Source organism: Desertimonas flava (genome assembly GCF_003426815.1).
In the GTDB taxonomy this organism is placed as follows: domain Bacteria; phylum Actinomycetota; class Acidimicrobiia; order Acidimicrobiales; family Ilumatobacteraceae; genus Desertimonas; species Desertimonas flava.
In genome coordinates, this window is the sequence record NZ_QKYK01000031.1 from 38,492 (window position 1) to 54,741 (window position 16,250).

Below are 16,250 nucleotides of genomic sequence, written 5' to 3' on the forward strand. Positions count from 1 at the left end.
CCATGCAACAGCGTTTGGCCGCCGCAGGCCGCAATGCCGTGGCCTTGGTCCCGCCAATCGGCCGTCTACGATCCCAGCGCAACCAGCTCGCGCTCGAGCTCGAGCAAGTGAAGGCACGAGCCATCGAGCTCGAGGATGTGGTCAAACGTGTCGGCGGGGCACCGACCGGCAACGTGAGGATGGCGTTCCCGGCGGGCCACTTCTACTCGCCGATCCCCGACCTTGACGACCTTGTCGGACGGGACGCTGCGTTGTTTGGCCCGGACCGCCGCCTCCCCGGTATCGACCTAGCTCCCGAGCGGCAACTCGGCCTGCTCGAGCGCTTCGCGGCGCTCTACTCGGATTTGCCCTACCCGGAGACCGGCTCTGCCGACGGACTTCGATACCAATTCGACAATCCGTTCTTCAGCTACGGCGACGGCATCGCCTACTACTCCATGCTTCGGACACTGACGCCTAGCCGGATTCTCGAGGTCGGCTCGGGTTGGTCGTCTGCTCTGGCCCTCGATGTCGATGAGCAGTTCCTCGGCGGCAACACCCGCATGACCTTCATCGAGCCGTATCCGGACCGGCTCGACGCGCTGCTTCAAGCGGGCGATTCGACGCGGGCCGAGATCGTGGCCAGGCCGTTGCGCGACGCCGACCCGACGCTCTTCGATCAACTCGGGCCCGGTGACATTCTCTTCATCGACTCGACGCACGTGAGCCGGGTCGGGAGCGACGTCAATCAGCTCGTTCTCGAAATCCTGCCGGCTCTCGGGTCGGGGGTTCACGTTCACGTGCATGACATCTTCTTCCCGTTCGAGTACCCGAAGGAGTGGGTGTTGGACGGTCGCGCGTGGAACGAGAACTACCTCCTCCATGCGTTCTTCATCCAGAACGATCATGTGCGGATCAATTGGTTCAACTCGTACCTCGCCGGGCATCATCGCGAGGCCGTGACCGGTGCTCTGCCTTTGTGGGGGCGGAACCCTGGCGGCAGTATCTGGTTCGAAACGGCCTGAGCGGCCGCTCGTTTCGCTACGGCCGGACCACCCTGGCCACTGGCCTGAGAATCGCCCGGCGGCGAGAACCAGGCGGAAGCACGGTATTGACGACACGCCGGTACCTACTCACAGCGCGAAACGCTCGAGATTCGAGGATCTCGGCGAGTAACGCCTGGTCCGATGGTGCGGACTCGGCGATGCGCTGTAGCTCGGCGCGTGCCCGGGCCTCACCGATGCACGCCGCGACGAGCTCCTGGCGCGTGACGGCCAGCTCATGTTCGGCGTCGGTCGCGCGTTGCCGGAGTGCGATTGCGTCCGCCCGAATGGCGTCCGCATCTTCATTCGCCCGCTCGAGCGCCTCTCGTGCGGCGTCTCGGTCCCTCTCCGCCACGGTGAGGTAGCGGCGCGCGGTTGAGAGTTGCTCGGAGAGGGGCTCGCCCACCGGGCCCGACGCCCGGACGGCCTGCGCAGCGGTTGCGCGATTGCGGGCGGTCGACAAGATTCGTTCGGAGTCTCGGCGGACATCTGCGTCCCCGATATCGCACACGGCCCGAACCACGAACTGGTAGGTCTCGGCTTCGGGAACTGCCATGGCGGTGTCGATCACCTCCTGGGTGAACTCGTCGCGATCGACCGTGATCTCGCTCTCGAAGGCTTTGACGGTGATTCGTTCGATGTCGGTGACGAGCAGCCCGGCGCCGGCGAGGAGTGTCAACAGCGATTCATAGGTGAAGAAGCGCACGTGCGTGGCATCCAGCAATCCGGTTGGCTGGTAGTCGAATCGACCCTGCAGAAGCGCGAGCCGCAGGTCGATGTGGGCCACGTTGGGCACGGACAACACGACGGCGCCGCCCGGAGCTAGCTTGGCGACGGCCTCGAGGAGAAGGCGGGCTGGATCGTTGAGATGCTCGAGGACATCCCCGGCGAGCACGACATCGAACGGCCCCTTGACGTCGGCGAGGACCTCGGGATCGTTGAGGTCGCCGACGATGGTGACGTCGGCGATCTGCTTGAGCTCGGCGGCCGCGTTCTCGTCGCACTCGACGGCGGTGACGGCATTGCCCCGCCGCTTCAGCACAGCCGTCATGTACCCCGAGGAGGCCCCGAGCTCGAGCACTCGACCATTCTCTCCGGCCAGGCGAACCAGGCTGGCGTGGGTATTGTTGGATCGAGTTGGATCGATCTCCGCGTCGTAGCGCGTGCTCACTAGGCGTCCTCCGGGGTCGTGCCCATGCTACTGACGGGCACTCCTCTGCCGCGGTCACCGCAAGCCCTGCAGCTTCCGGTTAACGTAGCCGGGCCCGAGATCCTCACGCTGTCGGCGCCGAACATGACAATGATTGACGCGTCCCAACCGGGCAGTCTGATAATCGAATGCAGCACTTGCGGCTCGCTTCCTCGGCACCTGCCGCGGGCCCTGGCAGGAATCGGTATGCGTGACCGGAACGGAGTCGCGGAGCGACTCGCCGAGGCGATGAACTACTCCAACACCTGGGTTGACGATCTGCGAACATGTCGATTCGATGACATCGTGATCCACGACGCCCCGGTCTACGAGCACGGAATCATCTGGCCGCAGCCATGGTCCTTGCCCATCTCGGCTCGCGAAGCGTGAACCGGATGTCGTTGTGGAGACCGCTGCGCGGCTCCGCTGCACGGCCGTGGTGCGCCGGTCTCGGACTCGCTGTCCTCGCGTCGTGCGGCGGAAATCCATCGATCGACGTGCGCGTGTCGCCCTTGTCGAGCAGCGATCTCGCTGGTGGTGGTGCCCCGTCATTGGTGGTCAGCCCCACCGCTGACGCCTGTGACCGCGAAGGGTTGGAGGTTGTCGTCGCGTGGCGGTTGGACGCGTCGGCTCGTGTGCCGGTGACCGTTCGTGTGGGGGATGCCGATGGCACGGTGTTCGCGGAGACGTCGGCCTCGGTTGGTCAAGCGATGACGGGCCCATGGGCCACCGCCGGTCTCGAGTTCTTCCTGGTGGACGCCGGAGGCGACATCATCGCCTCGACCGCGGTCTCGGTACCGTCGTGCTGACCCGCGAGGGCATCTTCGCATCCGTCTCGCCGAGATGCGCGGCGCGGGCTCGCCGGTGGAAGGTCGTGATGTACGGCCTACCAATCGCCGTTCTTGCCGTTGGTTTCGTTCTGGACTGGGGCGTACCTGGCTTGTATATGGATGCGATCAATCCGGAGTACTTGGCTCATTGGATCCTGAACGGAAGTGGCTCTGCGCGGTGGGTCCTTCCGGGAAATGCACTGTTTGATAGATTTCCAGTCTTCACGGGGTCCGTCTATCACGGCAGTACGCAGTTGTACTATGCTCTTCCATTCTTTCTCATATTTGGAATAGATCTCGCCGCGTTTCGGTTCGTGCAATTCTCGATTGGCGCCGTGATCATCGCCCTCTTGGTCCGGTTCGTCTCGAGCGGCGTGCGAGGTCGCGCAGGACTTGTAGCAGGGGGCCTTGCCGGACTGCTCGTCGCGCTTGACCCTGGGTTCGTGTTGGCGATGCGGACGCAGGCGTACAGCTGCATCTTCCCCGTGAGTCTCATCGTCGGCGCGCTGGTCGTGCTCCGTCTGGACGTTCGCCCGCCGCCGTCTGTCCGGCGAATCGTCGTTGCTGGAGCGCTCGTGGGCCTCGCCGGCTTCTCCTACTTCATCATGTTCCTGTTCGTCCCGGCGATCGTTCTCCTCATCTGGTGGTCGTATGACGCCCGAGGACGCATGGCCAGACTCCGAGACATCGTGTGGTTTGGTCTCGGCGGCGTGGTTGGGTACGTGCCGTTCTTTGCCGGGGTGACGTTGATCGGTATCGAACTCGGGGGAGTCGGCGAGGCGGTCGAATACCTGCGCAACATGTCCGACGAGCTGCAGGTAGGAGCGCACGATGGTGGCCTGGTCGCCAGGGTGATGTCCACGTACCGCTCACTCAAGTGGTCGATCAACGGCGGATGGGTGTCGCGGATGACCGTGCGTTCCGCCGAGACGACGGCCGGCACGCTTCGATTCATGGTTGGGGTTGGCCTTCTGGTGGTCGGCACTTGCGCGGCTTCGCTGCTCGATCGTCGAGACGGCGCGCGTCGCCTCCTGTACGCGATGATCGGGCTCATCGCGTCGTTCGTGCTCGGGGCGATCGCATTTGGTGACCGGCTCCAGGGGCACCACTTTTCGGTGGTCGTTCCATTCTGGGGTGCCGCGTTGGCAACCTCGTGCGCCGTGCTCGGTCGAGTCGTTCGCCAGCGAGCGATGAGAGCCGGCGACCTCGTATCCGGCGCGTTGAGCAAGGCTGGGCGTGGTGCACTTGTGACGGTCGGGGTCACGGCAGGTGCTATCGCGTTGTCGAGCGTCGTCGCGCAGACTCATCTACGCCGCGATCTTCGCGATACCGGTGGGGTCGGCCTCTACTCGGACGCCATCACCGCGCTCGGCGTGAGGCTCGATGATGGCGGCAGTGAAGTCTCAGTGCTCACGCCGGACTGGGGGTACCTGATGCCACTCGAGTTCCTCGGGGGTGATCACGCCACCGTCCATGATGCGCGCGGCGACATCTCGGCCGCTGTTCGCGGGCATGCGTGCGGTGTTGGGGCGGTCCTCGTCGTCAGCGCGTTTCCTTCCTCTCTCGACTACCTCGAGATCGCACGGCAGTCGCGTACGACGGTGATCGAGGGCGAACGCTGGTACGAGGAGAACGGGCGACCGGCGTTCGAAGTGGTGCGATTCTCGGACCCACAGGGATGCTGAGTATTGGCGCTCGGCGAGAGCTCGCCGCAGGGATTGATGCCGTCAGCCGGGGCCGACGCTCAGGAGCTTCATCCCATGAAATCGTCAGTCCATGAACATGCCGACCGAGATCACGTCGTATCCGCTGGACCATCTGCCGGATGCTCGTTGAGTTGGAACGTTGCGGTGGAACGAGTGGAGCGACCAACTCCCGGTTCCGATGTCGTACAGGAACAAGTCGTCCACGCGCCCGTCGGAGTCGTAGTCGCCGGGCTCGGCGATGTCGATGGATACCGGCCATGAGCCGAGGCGCTGATAACTTGGCCGAAAGCTAGCCCACGCGTACAACACCCATTGTCCGGTATCGACATCCCAGTAGAGCATCTCATCCGAGTCTCCACCAGCGCTCCAGTCGCCGAACACGAGGCGCTCGCCCCCCCGTGGTAGGAAGTCAACGCGGCGCTGACTTGCTTTGAATCCGGCCCAGCTGTACGCGGCCCATTTTCCCGTCTGTATGTCGAAGAGAAGTAGGTCATTGAACTGGCCGTTGCCATCGAGGTCGGCTGGATACAACCCATCCCAGGCCGACGGAAACGATCCGGCTCCTCGAAGAGCCGGTGAATAGTTCGACCACGACAAGACGGAGTACTGTGTCGTGCCCCGGTCCCAGAACAGCATGTCGTTCACGAAGCCGTCGGCGTCGAAGTCGCCGACAACGATCTCGTCGTACACATTCGACCACTGTCCGATACGGGCGGTCAACGAGTCGCCGTTCGTCCAGTTTTGAAGTGCCCACTGTCCACTCTCGGTGTCCCAAAGGAAGCTCTCGTCCTGAAGTCCGTCGCGGTCGAGATCGCCGACGACAATTCGGTCGTACTGGGCCGGCACGGCAAGGCCCTCCTCGCTGTACGAGCGAAGGTTGAACCACGAGATCGCTTGGCGCCAGGCGCTGTTCTGGTCCCAGAAGACCTGTGTGTCGAGCTTGCCGTTGACCTCGGGCTGCGCGCCCCAATAGGACACGTTGCCGTTGGCGCCGTTGATCGTGAGGTCCAGGTGGACATGATCGAAGTGTCCGATTCCACATTCGCGCATTGCTGACCAGCTCGCGATGCCACGGTCTCCGTCGCTGTTCCAGCAACGGTCGGAAAAGAGGATCTGCTGGATCCCGAGCCGCCGGGCATTGGCGTTCACGCTGCCGTTCGCATCCGGCGCGAGCAGCCAGTTGACGATGTTCCGCCCTCTCGTGAAGTTGTAGCTGCCACCTGAGCTGCCGACCATGATGTCGATAGCTCGACCCCGCGCATGATTGCTCCAGCAGTCGGTCGTGAAGTTGGGGTTCGTTGCCGGATCGATGATCTGGCCGTTGCAGTTCGGATTGTTGGCTGTGTCCCAGCGTTCGCGGCAGTAGTACATCGTCCCGGCAGTGCCGCCAAAGCGGCTGACGATCTCATTGAACGCCCAGCCCGACCCGGTCAGGAGTCGTCCGGCACAGACATCTGCCGCTCGGCCCTCGAGCACGAGTTCGTCGTACTTGAAGTCGTCGATGAACGGTCGGTACGGCACAGCCTGTGCCGCCAATACGGTGATGCTCGCGTCGGCCGCTGTCACCTGAGATGTTGGCGTTCGGGCGGGGCGTGAGTCGGGCGGCGCACTTTGTGGCGTTGCTCGGTCGGCATTCTCGTCGGGTCCAGGCGCGTGGACCGAATCCGCCGAGGCGGCCGTTGGCACGACGACCGACGCGGCAAGAACAGCGAGCGGAATGAGGAGAAGCTTCCGGACCGACACGCCTCGGCACCGTAGCGGCGGCAGCGACGAGCTGCTCAACGGCCCCCGGGGGGCACGGTTGGGTGACGACGCGAGGACGCCCTCGTGGTGGCTCTCGACAGCTGAGTGTCAACGCTGAGCGCCTGGCCCGCGCGTTCCAGAGCTCGCGCTCGAGCCGGACTGATCCGGTGCCTGTTACGGTCCAACGGGATGATTGCCGATCGCTCCGTCGCATGCGCGGCGATCTCCGACCGTCGCCGCACACGATGTGGGCGGCAGCGCTCCGCGGTCCGACGCCTGCTCGTCGGACTCACTGCGTCGATCATGGCGCTCACCGTGGTCGACATCGTCGCGTTCGAGTCGAGGCCGGTCGCGGCAGCGACCGTCACGTACAGTGGAGCCGCCGGGGCGCCGCGGGTGGGAATGATCGGCGACTCGGTGATGGCGGCGGTTCGCTGGGGCGGCACGTGGTCTCCGTTGCGGCGGTTCAACTACACCTACGACGCGGAGTCATGTCGCCGAACGATCGGGCAATCGTGTCGGGGGCGAGAGGGCTTTGCCCCGGACAACACCGTGCAGGCGATGCAGCGGCTCCGCGGCCAGCTCGGCGACATCGTGTTCATCGGCACCGGCTACGACGACTCCGGCTCGACGTTCTCGAGCGCCGTCGACGCGGTGATGGCGGAGGCGGCCGCTCAAGGAATCCGGACCGTCGTGTGGTTGACGATGCGCACGGCAGATGTCACGTACGTCGGGCCGACCTATTCGTCGAATCGCTCGACGTTTCGTGACAACAACCGCATCCTCCTCGCCAAGGAAACCCAGTACGGCGGTCGCTTACGCATCGCGGACTGGGCGACCTACAGCGCCAACCGGAGTGACTGGGTCCTTGCCGACGGCGTCCACCTCTCAGGCGCCGGAGCGTGGGCGTTCGCTCAGTACATCGTCGACCAGGCCGCGGCCCACTTCGACGAGATCAGTCGACCATCCACGCCACTCAACGTCACGGCGACTCCGATCAGCAGCGGCCAGATCCGGCTGTCCTGGACGGTGCCCTCGTTTCCGGGGTTCACGCCGATCGGCGACTACGGCTTTCAGCGATCGAGCGACGGTGGCCGAACGTGGCGCGGCGGGCATGCCGGCGGGTCGACGGCGCGAGACGCCGTGATCAGTGGGCTGACGAACGGACTCACGTACCACTTCAGGGTTGCCGCCCGAAACGGCGCTGGATGGGGGGAGCTCAGCGACATCGTCACGGTCGTGCCTCGTGTGATGCCGCCGTCGGCGCCGCGCGTCTCCGCGACCGTCGTTGGATCTGGCCAGGTTCAGCTGAACTGGTCCGCGCCGTCCGCCCCCGGCGGTGCCCCGATCCTCTACTACGGCTTTCAGCGATCGAGCGACGGAGGAAGGACCTGGCGAGGTGGGTATGCCGGTCCTCCCACGGCCAGATCCGTCGTCATCAGCGGCCTCGCCGACGGACAATCGCAGCAGTTCCGTGTGGCGGCGATCAACAGCGCTGGTTGGGGAGCGATCAGCCCGGTGGTCGCCGCGACGCCGCGCCCCATGCCGCCATCAGCTCCCACCCTCGCGGTCAGAGCAGTCGGTCCCAACCAGGTCCAGCTCTCGTGGACGACGCCGGCGCACACCGGTGGGCCGGCGATCCAGTACTACGGCTATCAATGGTCGTCCGACGGTGGTCGAACGTGGCGCGGCGGCTACGCGGGGTCTGCGACAGAACGGTCGGCGATCATCGGCGGGCTGACCGCCGGGCAGACGTACCGATTCAAACTTGCCGGTAGAAACAGCGTCGGATGGGGGACCATCAGCAACATCGTTGCCGCCGTTCCGGCGGTCACGAGGCCGTCGGCTCCTTCGCTCTCGGCATCCTCGGCGGGCACTGGTCAGGTTCGGTTGTCCTGGACGGCTCCAGCGCACACGGGTGGCGCTCCGATCGTCGACTACGGCTACCAGTGGTCGTCCGATGGCGGGGTCACATGGCGCGGCGGGTATGCCGGGACCGCGACCGACCGGACAGTCGTCGTGGATGGCCTGACCCCCGGCGAGCAGTATCACTTCAGGCTCGCGGCGAGGAACAGCGCGGGGTGGGGCGTGACGACCCCAGCCGTGCCAGCCGTGTCGGGCTCCGCCGCACACACCGCGGCGCTCGAGCCGGAGGAGCCCACGCCACAGCTGTCGGTTACAGCGGAGTCCACTCCAGGCGACCCGGTCGCGCAGGAGACGGCGCCGGAAGCGCGGACCACGGTCGGTGACCTCGTGTGGGCGGACATCGACGGCGACGGCAGGCAGGGGGCTGACGAGCCCGGCGTGGGGAATGTGATGATTCGTCTGGTCGACTCGGAGGGGGCGATCGTCGGGAGTGCCGTGACCGACGAGCGCGGCGCCTACCAGCTGCTGGTCGACGATGGTGAGTTCTGGATCGAAGTGGTGATCCCCACCGGGTACGACGTGACGATCGGTGATGCGGGGGGTGACGACGCCGTGGACTCGGACGCGTCGCCGGCAGACGTCCGCAGCGACAGTCTTGAGACCACGGTGCGGATCCGGATCGAGGGCTTCGACGATCAACTGGACGTCGGCTTGGTGCGGAGAACAGAAGCTCCAGTGGAATCGACCCCGCCGGAGCCGAGCTTCGACGAACCCACAGCGAGCGTCCCGGGCGAGGAGTCCCCGCCCCCGGAGCTTTCGTCCCCAACCACGACGGTGTCGACGTCGTCGTCGACGACGACGAGTGTCGCGGCCACAACGGCGGCGTCGTCCATCGCCGTTGCCACGACGACGGTGGCCCCTGCCAGCACTCCGCCTCCCATCTCCGTCGACGGCACCTGATCCGTCAATTCAGGCAGCCATCGCGGCGACGTGGGGATGAGAGTCCGAAATACCGCTCACCGACACCAGCCGACCGACCAGACTGCGAGGCGGCGCGTGTGACGAACGCGGGACGGTCGTTCCACCCATGCCGCCGTGTGTCCCACCGGCGCCCCTATCCTCATGACCGCATGTTTGCCGTCGCCCGTCGTGACCCTGCCGACTCCGGCTTCGGGCCTAGCTGAGGTCGAGTCGGGCGATGTCCCTCACACAAGTCGTCGCGTCTCGCGAGCTGCTCTGGAACCTCACGCTCCGCGAGCTGCGCACCAAGTACCGACGGTCCCTTCTCGGGTGGTCGTGGTCGCTGATCAATCCGCTCGCCACCGTTGCCATCTACGGGTATGTGTTCGGCACGCTCTTCGGTGCACAGGCGCCGGTCGGAAACCCCAGCGATGTCCAGAACTTCGCGCTGTACGTGCTGTGTGGACTGCTGCCGTGGAACTTCTTCTTGATGGTCACCGGCGGCGGGATGGGATCGTTGATCGGGAATGCCGCGCTCGTTCGCAAGGTGGCGTTCCCCCGGGAATCGCTCGTGTTCGCCCAAGTGCTCCATGGCCTGGTGCAGTTCGGTATCGAGATGGCACTGCTCGCCGTGGTGCTGCTGATCTTCGGCAGCCCATTGCTGCCGATGCTGCCGTTCACGATCCTGATGATGCTGCTCCTCGGCGCCTTCGCAGCGGGGATCGCACTGCTCCTCGCCTCGGTGAACGTGTACTTCCGGGACACCGCCTACCTCTGGACCATCGTGACGCAGATCTGGTTCTACGCCACGCCGATCGTGTATCCCGACTCCCTTCTCGACGACCGGCTCAGTGAAACGGCTCGCGAGATCCTCCGCCTCAATCCCTTTGCCCGGTTCATCGAAGGGTTCCGCCGCACGATGTACGATGGCCGGGCCCCGGGCCTGTGGTCGACGCTGACACTCGCCGCCATCGCCGCGGTGTCGTTGGCGATCGGCTGGGCCGTCTTCAGCCGACTCTCGCGCCGCTTCGCCGAAGAACTCTGAGCGAGCGGGCCCGGCTACGCCGAGGCCACGCTCTTCTTGGCGATGTCGGAGGTGACCGACGCCGGCATGTACACCACGCCGCTGTCGTAGATGTCGGTCTGGCGTACGTCGAATCGGATGCGCCGATCCCAGTGGTCGTACTCGTGGGACTCGCTGTGGTCGGTGAGCGCCACGGTGAGGCAGTAGGTGCCTTCCATCAGGGCGAGCGACGGGATCCGGACGTCGATTGCTCCTGACCCGTCGAGCACGCTGATCGTGTGTCGCTGGTGGCGGGTGTTCGTCGCCCAGAGGGGGACGCCCTGCAACGTGTCGATGCGGAGACCGACGATGGGATCTCGGATCGGCTGGTGAGCCACGACGTTGACGCGCACGTGCATCGGCCCGAGCGTGTCGAAGAGCTTCGTCGGGGCGCCTGCGGCGTCGAGCAGTTCGACGGAGGTCACTTGGGCCTCCTGCGTGCCCCACCGTTGGCCAAGCTCCGCCGGATCGTCGGATGGCTGCGCTTCGAAGCTCGCTCCGTTGTAGGCGGCGACCACCTCGATCGACGGGCCCTGCATGCGAACATCGCCCCGCTCGAGCCACAGAGCGTGCTCGCAGAGTTGCTCGACCTGTCCGGTGGCGTGGCTGACGAGGACGATCGTGCGACCGCTCGAGCGGAACTCCTCGATCTTCTCGGCGCACTTGCGCTGGAAGGACGCGTCGCCGACAGCCAGCACCTCGTCGATCAGCAGCACTTCGGGGTCGACGTTGGCAGCGATGGCGAAGCCGAGACGGACCGTCATGCCCGACGAGTAGTTCTTCACCGGGGTGTCGATGAAATCGACCAGGCCGGCGAACTCGACGATCTGGTCGAGCCGTCGCTGGATCTCCTTGCGGCTAAGGCCGAGGATCGCGCCGTTGAGGAAGACGTTCTCGCGGCCCGTCAGTTCGGGGTGGAACCCGGCACCCAGTTCGAGCAGCGCCGACAGGCGGCCGTTGACCTTGACCGAGCCGCGCTCGGGGAAGAGAATGCCGGCGAGGCACTTGAGCATCGTGCTCTTGCCCGACCCGTTGGAGCCGATGATGCCGAACGTGGCGCCGGTCGGGACCTCGAACGACACGTCCTTCAGCGCCCAGAACTCCTCGTAGCGGGCGCGCCGCCCGCGCAGCACGGCAGCCTTTAGGTATTGGTTGCGCTCGTGGTAGAGCCGGAAACTCTTCGACACGTGGTCGACCGTGACGGCAGCTGTGGACATGCGGTCCACAGTCTTGCCCCTACGTGATGGCAATCCAACGCAATCTTGATGTGCGAGCGGTTGCAACGGGACGTGGCGGCTCCAACGCTACGCTCTCGCGGGTGCGTGGAGACGACAACCGCTATTGGTCAGCTGTCGACGAGCAAGGTGATGACGCTCACGGTCGCGCGCTGCGGTTCGTCGAACACAACAAGTTTGTTCTCGAGCTCGGCCCCGCCGCTGGCCACGTGACGCGGGCACTCGTCGATCGAGGCTGTCAGGTTGTCGGTATCGAGGTCGACCCAGCGGCGGCAGCGGCGCTGGACGATGTCGCCGAGTGCGTGGTCGGCGATCTCGACGATCCAGCGACGATCTCGAAGGTCGCTGGCGAGCGACGGTTCGACGTGGTTCTCGCTGGCGACGTGCTCGAACACCTGCGTGATCCGCTTGGAACACTTCGGGCTTGCCGCGAGGTTCTCGCGCCCGGTGGCTACATAGTGGTCTCTGTCCCTAATATTGCTCACGCCGATGTGACGTTGTCGTTGCTGAAGGGCCAGTTCACCTACCGCAACTGGGGCCTGCTCGACGCGACCCACATTCACTTCTTCACGCGAACGTCACTCGAGAAGATGATCGACGACGCAGGCTTCGTCATGGTTGATCTTGAGAGGGTGACGTACCCGGTCTTCGCAACAGAACTGGCGCTCGACCGGTCGGAGGTGTCCGATGAAGTCGTTGAGGCGGTGCTTCAGAATCGCGATGCGGAGACCTACCAGTTCGTCTGCCGAGCGGTTCCTCATGACGGAAACGTCGAGGTAGCGCGACTTGCCCGACGAGTTCTCGCCGCCGAGGAACGTGCTCGCCGCTATCACAGCGACTGCTTGCGAGCCCAGGCGGAGATCGAGTCGATCCGTCACGAGACGTCGGCAGAGATCGAGTCGATCCGTCACGAGTCGTCCGAACAACTTCCGGCGCTGATCGGAGAGAACGCGATGCTCCGCCAGCAGCTCGCGGCAGCAGAGGAGTCGGTGGCTGCGTGGTCAGAGCAGGCGCGGCGCCAGGAAATCCATGTCGCAGCGTTGCTAAATTCTCGAACGATGCGAATAGTGCGACCTTTCCGTGCTCTCTATGGAGTGCTGCGGGGCTCCCGATAGCTGCGAAAGCGAGCAAGTAGTATGAGCACGGAGCGACCGATCCAGGTCATCGCCTTCTTCCTGCCCCAGATGCACCCGGTGCCCGAGAATGACGCGTGGTGGGGGGAGGGGTTCACCGAGTGGACCAAGGTTGCCTCAGCGCAGCCACTAGGACCGACGCACTACCAACCGCATCTGCCCGGCGCCCTCGGCTTCTACGACCTGCGAGTACCAGAGGTCCGCGAGCGGCAAGCTGCCCTCGCTCGGCGTCATGGCATCGATGGTTTCATGTATTACCACTACTGGTTTGGCGGTCACCGTCTCATCGACCGGACCGTCGATGAGATTCGAGTCAGCGGCCGACCGGATCTTCCGTTCTGTCTTTGCTGGGCGAACGAGAACTGGACCCGAGCGTGGGATGCAGGGCAGAAGTCAATACTCATGGAGCAGCGCTACGACGCGGAAGAACGCGCTGCCCATGTGGAATGGCTGGCAGAGACATTTGCTGACCCGCGCTACATCCACGTCGACGGGCGGCCCTTGTTCGCCGTCTACCGACCTCAGGTCCTCGAGGAGATGTCAGACTTCGTCGAGCAGCTGCGGAATGCCGCCAGGGCGCGCGGAGTCGCCGACCCTTATCTCGTCAAATTCGACACGCACGGGAACTTCGATCCGCCGCAGACCTACGGGTTCGACGCCGCTGCCCAGTTCCTGCCCCACGGGGTCAGCGAATGGGTGCCGTTCGCCCCCACACCGCCGGGATGGCAGCCGAACCACCTCTACATGAACTACGAAGACGTGGTCAACAGATTCATCGACCACGTCCAGCCGCCCTGGACGAGACACGAATGCGTGATGCCAAGCTGGGACAACACACCACGACGGCGCTCACAGGGTGCCCTCGTCATGCTCGGGAGTTCTCCGGATCGCTACGAACGCTGGCTGCGAGCTGTGTACGAACGTGCCCCGGAGCGGGGGGGCGTGGTCTTCATCAACGCATGGAACGAGTGGGCCGAGGGGGCTCATCTCGAGCCTGATCAGATGTGGGGCGACGCAAACCTCCGGGCCACAGCGCGAGTTGTCCTCGGAGCGGAGCCGTCCGATGCTCCCGATGATGGCGACCCGCCGCATCCTCTCGCGGAGGCGGCGCAGGGCCGTTACGAAGAGTTGTACCTCGACGTCTACGATCGGTACGTCCGTGCCCGGCGACGCCTGACGTCATTCGACGAAGTCGTCCGGCGGGAAGTGGACCGTCGTTGCGAGAACCTCAGCAAGGAGCTCAGAGAGGAGCGTGCCCGCGTGGAGCAGCTGTCGGCTCAGCTGAAGCGACTGCTCAGCCACCGACCGTCGCAGGTCGAGATTGGGTGATGGAACTCGCCGCAGTGACCATGCTGCGGAACGAGAAGCCAATCCTCGGTCCGTATCTCGACCAGCTCCAGGAGTTCTTTGATCACTGCGTGATCATCGACCATTCGTCGACCGATGGCTCAGGCGAGCTGGTGCGTTCGCGCGCTCGGCGAGGGTGGGAGATCTATAGGCTGCAGTCGGCTCGATACCCACAGGCAGAGCTCGCGAACCACTTCTGGCGCCATCTGGCGGAGTCGACCGAAGCGGAGTGGTTCTTCTTCCTCGACTGTGACGAGTTTCTGCCGTTTCCCCATCGTGCCGCCCTCGATGAACGCCTCGCGGCAGTGTCGAGCGAGACCGATCTGCTCTCGACCACCTGGCGCAACGCCGTGCCCATGAGCCTGGATGGCGGCGACATCTTCGCAGGACGGTTCTGGACGCGCCCCACACGATCCGAGGTCAAGAAGATCGTTGCTTCCAGGCGACTCCTGGAGCGCAGCCCGACGGCGATGATCCAGCAGGGCTACCACGACGTCGTGGCGCCGGGCATCCAGATGCAGCAGGAGGATCTCGCGACCCTGGGACTGATCCACATCCCGGTGCAGAGTCGCTACCGCTTCGCGGTGAAGATCCATCTCGGCGGGCGGCTGATGATCGAGAACGCGTCGATGTTTCGCCGCAACCAAGGCCGGCACTGGGCGAACCTGTACCTCGGTCTGGAAGCGCAAGGCATGGGCGGATTCGATTTCGAACTAGCGGGCCTCGACTATCCAATGACGTCGCCTCCGACAAGCGGTCAGCGGGAGGAACTTGCGTTCGCTTTCGACTACGTGCAGACCCCGTACGTCGAATCGTTAGACGACTCGTTCTTCCAGATCTTTCGCACCGAGCCAGATGACGAGGCGATGCCGACACTACTTCTCGACCCGGCGGGCAACCAGGTCGTCGGCTTTCCGTCCGATGTGGCGGAGCTTCCGTTGCCTAACCTCGACCCTGACGATATCGGCGAGCGGCAGTCCGGCTTTAGCGGCCTCGACGACGGGTCCTGGGCGGCATTGGTGGAAGCGGTGCTGGATGACTCAGGCGATGGAGTACTGGGAGAACCTCGGCCTGGCAGCGAGGTCATGCGAGCGCTTGTCGTTGCATTGCAGCCCCGGGTCGTCGTCGATATCGCCGGTGGCGATCAGACGCTCGCGGTTGCAGCCGCGTTGACCGCTGAGCGTTGTGCTATCCCTTGCCGTGTTTTCTCGATCGAGGGCTCGAGCACGACCGGAGAAACGGTCGATCGATCTGACATTTCGCGCTACGTGACCAATCTCGAATTCGTTTCCGGCGGGGTTGAGGATACGGCGGACGAGTTCGCCGACGGCTCGGTGGAAATATTGAGGCTCGGTGCAGGGGCGCCGCTCGACGACGTTGGCGCTTGGTGGTCCTCGTGGGCACCGCGCCTCTCGAACCGCTCGGTGGTGATCGTTGACTCGACCGCGTCGCTCGGAGCACAGACCCGCGACTCCTTCAGCCCGACGTTCGTCGGCGTCGACCTCCCCGCCGGTCGTCCCGAGCTTCTGCTGGTGCGAGCCGGGTCTCCGTTGGCGAACACTCTCGTGGTACACGGAAGGGCACCAGAACTGGCGCGCCTGGTGAGAATGGCGCGTGTCCTACGTGCCGAGGCAGAGGTTGAGAGTTCTCTATCGGAGGAGCAAGCCCAGGTGAACGATGCAGATCGTCAACGGCTGGCCATTCTCGAGTACCGCGTGGGCGAGATCCTCGAACGACTGGTCGCCATCACCCAATCGCTGGAGACGAGCAGAATGAGCGAGGCGGCGGTCCTGTCGCGGCTCGACGCACTCGAGGAAACCAGGTCAGGTCGCAACACCGGTGCGCTCACTACGAGAGAGCACACATGACAGCGCCTACTTCGACACTGTTTCCGCCGGACCCGGAGCGAACGCTCTGGAGCCGTGGACTGCTGCCGCCTCGGGACGTCGACGCGTACTTCGTCCGGCCGCGCGGAGGAAATACGGGTGACCTTGTTCTGAGTCATGGATGTGTCTGGTATCTCGAGGAGCGCGGGCTGCAATATTGGATCTCGGACGGGAGTATCGAAGCCGCCGCTCTAGCGGGGGATGTAGGCTACATTCACGAGGCTGTCGGCGGGTTTAGTGGGTTGATCTGCTTTCCAGGCGGGGGCAACA

Annotated in this window: 10 protein-coding genes; 7 read left to right on the forward strand and 3 right to left on the reverse strand. The window is 64.7% G+C overall.

Features of this window, described 5'->3' with window-relative positions; genetic code table 11:
* The first annotated feature begins 2 nt into the window (after positions 1-2).
* Positions 3-1,004 carry a class I SAM-dependent methyltransferase gene (locus DN771_RS24145; protein ID WP_205528746.1) on the forward strand — a complete coding sequence of 334 codons (1,002 nt, stop codon included), beginning with the start codon at positions 3-5 and terminating at the stop codon, positions 1,002-1,004.
* Between the two features lie 16 nt (positions 1,005-1,020).
* Here the strand turns inward: DN771_RS24145 and DN771_RS24150 are convergent, their stop codons facing one another.
* A complete protein-coding gene (locus tag DN771_RS24150) occupies positions 1,021-2,193 on the reverse strand; it encodes a methyltransferase domain-containing protein (RefSeq protein WP_117000138.1) in 1,173 nt (390 codons plus the stop codon).
* An 820-nt stretch (positions 2,194-3,013) separates the two neighbouring features.
* Between DN771_RS24150 and DN771_RS24165 the strand changes: the two genes are divergently transcribed.
* The gene (locus tag DN771_RS24165) at positions 3,014-4,726 is read left to right on the forward strand and encodes a glycosyltransferase family 39 protein (protein ID WP_162942358.1); all 1,713 of its coding nucleotides are present in this window, start codon (positions 3,014-3,016) and stop codon (positions 4,724-4,726) included.
* An 84-nt stretch (positions 4,727-4,810) separates the two neighbouring features.
* Here the strand turns inward: DN771_RS24165 and DN771_RS24170 are convergent, their stop codons facing one another.
* Positions 4,811-6,490, reverse strand: a complete 1,680-nt coding sequence (locus tag DN771_RS24170) for a VldE C-terminal domain-containing protein (protein ID WP_162942359.1) — start codon at positions 6,488-6,490, stop codon at positions 4,811-4,813.
* 189 nt (positions 6,491-6,679) lie between these two features.
* Between DN771_RS24170 and DN771_RS24175 the strand changes: the two genes are divergently transcribed.
* Together DN771_RS24175 and DN771_RS24180 are read left to right on the forward strand one after the other, a co-directional pair.
* Complete coding sequence (locus DN771_RS24175; RefSeq protein WP_117000143.1) at positions 6,680-9,316, forward strand: fibronectin type III domain-containing protein; 2,637 nt, start codon at positions 6,680-6,682, stop codon at positions 9,314-9,316.
* 238 nt (positions 9,317-9,554) lie between these two features.
* Positions 9,555-10,361 carry an ABC transporter permease gene (locus DN771_RS24180; RefSeq protein ID WP_117000144.1) on the forward strand — a complete coding sequence of 269 codons (807 nt, stop codon included), beginning with the start codon at positions 9,555-9,557 and terminating at the stop codon, positions 10,359-10,361.
* 14 nt (positions 10,362-10,375) lie between these two features.
* On the opposite strand, the gene DN771_RS24185 is transcribed toward DN771_RS24180, so the two are convergent.
* A complete protein-coding gene (locus DN771_RS24185; protein WP_162942360.1) occupies positions 10,376-11,596 on the reverse strand; it encodes an ABC transporter ATP-binding protein in 1,221 nt (406 codons plus the stop codon).
* Between the two features lie 101 nt (positions 11,597-11,697).
* Between DN771_RS24185 and DN771_RS24190 the strand changes: the two genes are divergently transcribed.
* From DN771_RS24190 to DN771_RS24200, 3 genes are read left to right on the forward strand one after another with little or no spacing between them, the layout of a single operon-like run.
* On the forward strand, positions 11,698-12,729 hold the full coding sequence (locus DN771_RS24190) for a class I SAM-dependent methyltransferase (RefSeq protein WP_162942361.1): 1,032 nt from the start codon (positions 11,698-11,700) through the stop codon (positions 12,727-12,729).
* 21 nt (positions 12,730-12,750) lie between these two features.
* Positions 12,751-14,076: a glycoside hydrolase family 99-like domain-containing protein gene (locus tag DN771_RS24195; protein WP_117000147.1), complete on the forward strand. Its 1,326-nt coding sequence runs from the start codon at positions 12,751-12,753 to the stop codon at positions 14,074-14,076.
* On the forward strand, positions 14,076-15,962 hold the full coding sequence (locus tag DN771_RS24200) for a glycosyltransferase family 2 protein (RefSeq protein WP_162942362.1): 1,887 nt from the start codon (positions 14,076-14,078) through the stop codon (positions 15,960-15,962). The genes DN771_RS24195 and DN771_RS24200 overlap by 1 nt, the downstream gene beginning before the upstream one ends.
* The last annotated feature ends 288 nt before the right edge of the window (positions 15,963-16,250 follow it).

What these genes read in the sequence shown, in the direction of transcription:
- DN771_RS24145 (WP_205528746.1), top strand. Translation starts at nt 3, where the DNA reads ATGCAACAGCGTTTGGCCGCCGCAGGCCGCAATGCCGTGGCCTTGGTC.
- DN771_RS24175 (WP_117000143.1), top strand. Translation starts at nt 6,680, where the DNA reads ATGATTGCCGATCGCTCCGTCGCATGCGCGGCGATCTCCGACCGTCGC.
- DN771_RS24180 (WP_117000144.1), top strand. Translation starts at nt 9,555, where the DNA reads ATGTCCCTCACACAAGTCGTCGCGTCTCGCGAGCTGCTCTGGAACCTC.
- DN771_RS24185 (WP_162942360.1), bottom strand. Translation starts at nt 11,596, where the DNA reads ATGTCCACAGCTGCCGTCACGGTCGACCACGTGTCGAAGAGTTTCCGG.
- DN771_RS24195 (WP_117000147.1), top strand. Translation starts at nt 12,751, where the DNA reads ATGAGCACGGAGCGACCGATCCAGGTCATCGCCTTCTTCCTGCCCCAG.
- DN771_RS24200 (WP_162942362.1), top strand. Translation starts at nt 14,076, where the DNA reads ATGGAACTCGCCGCAGTGACCATGCTGCGGAACGAGAAGCCAATCCTC.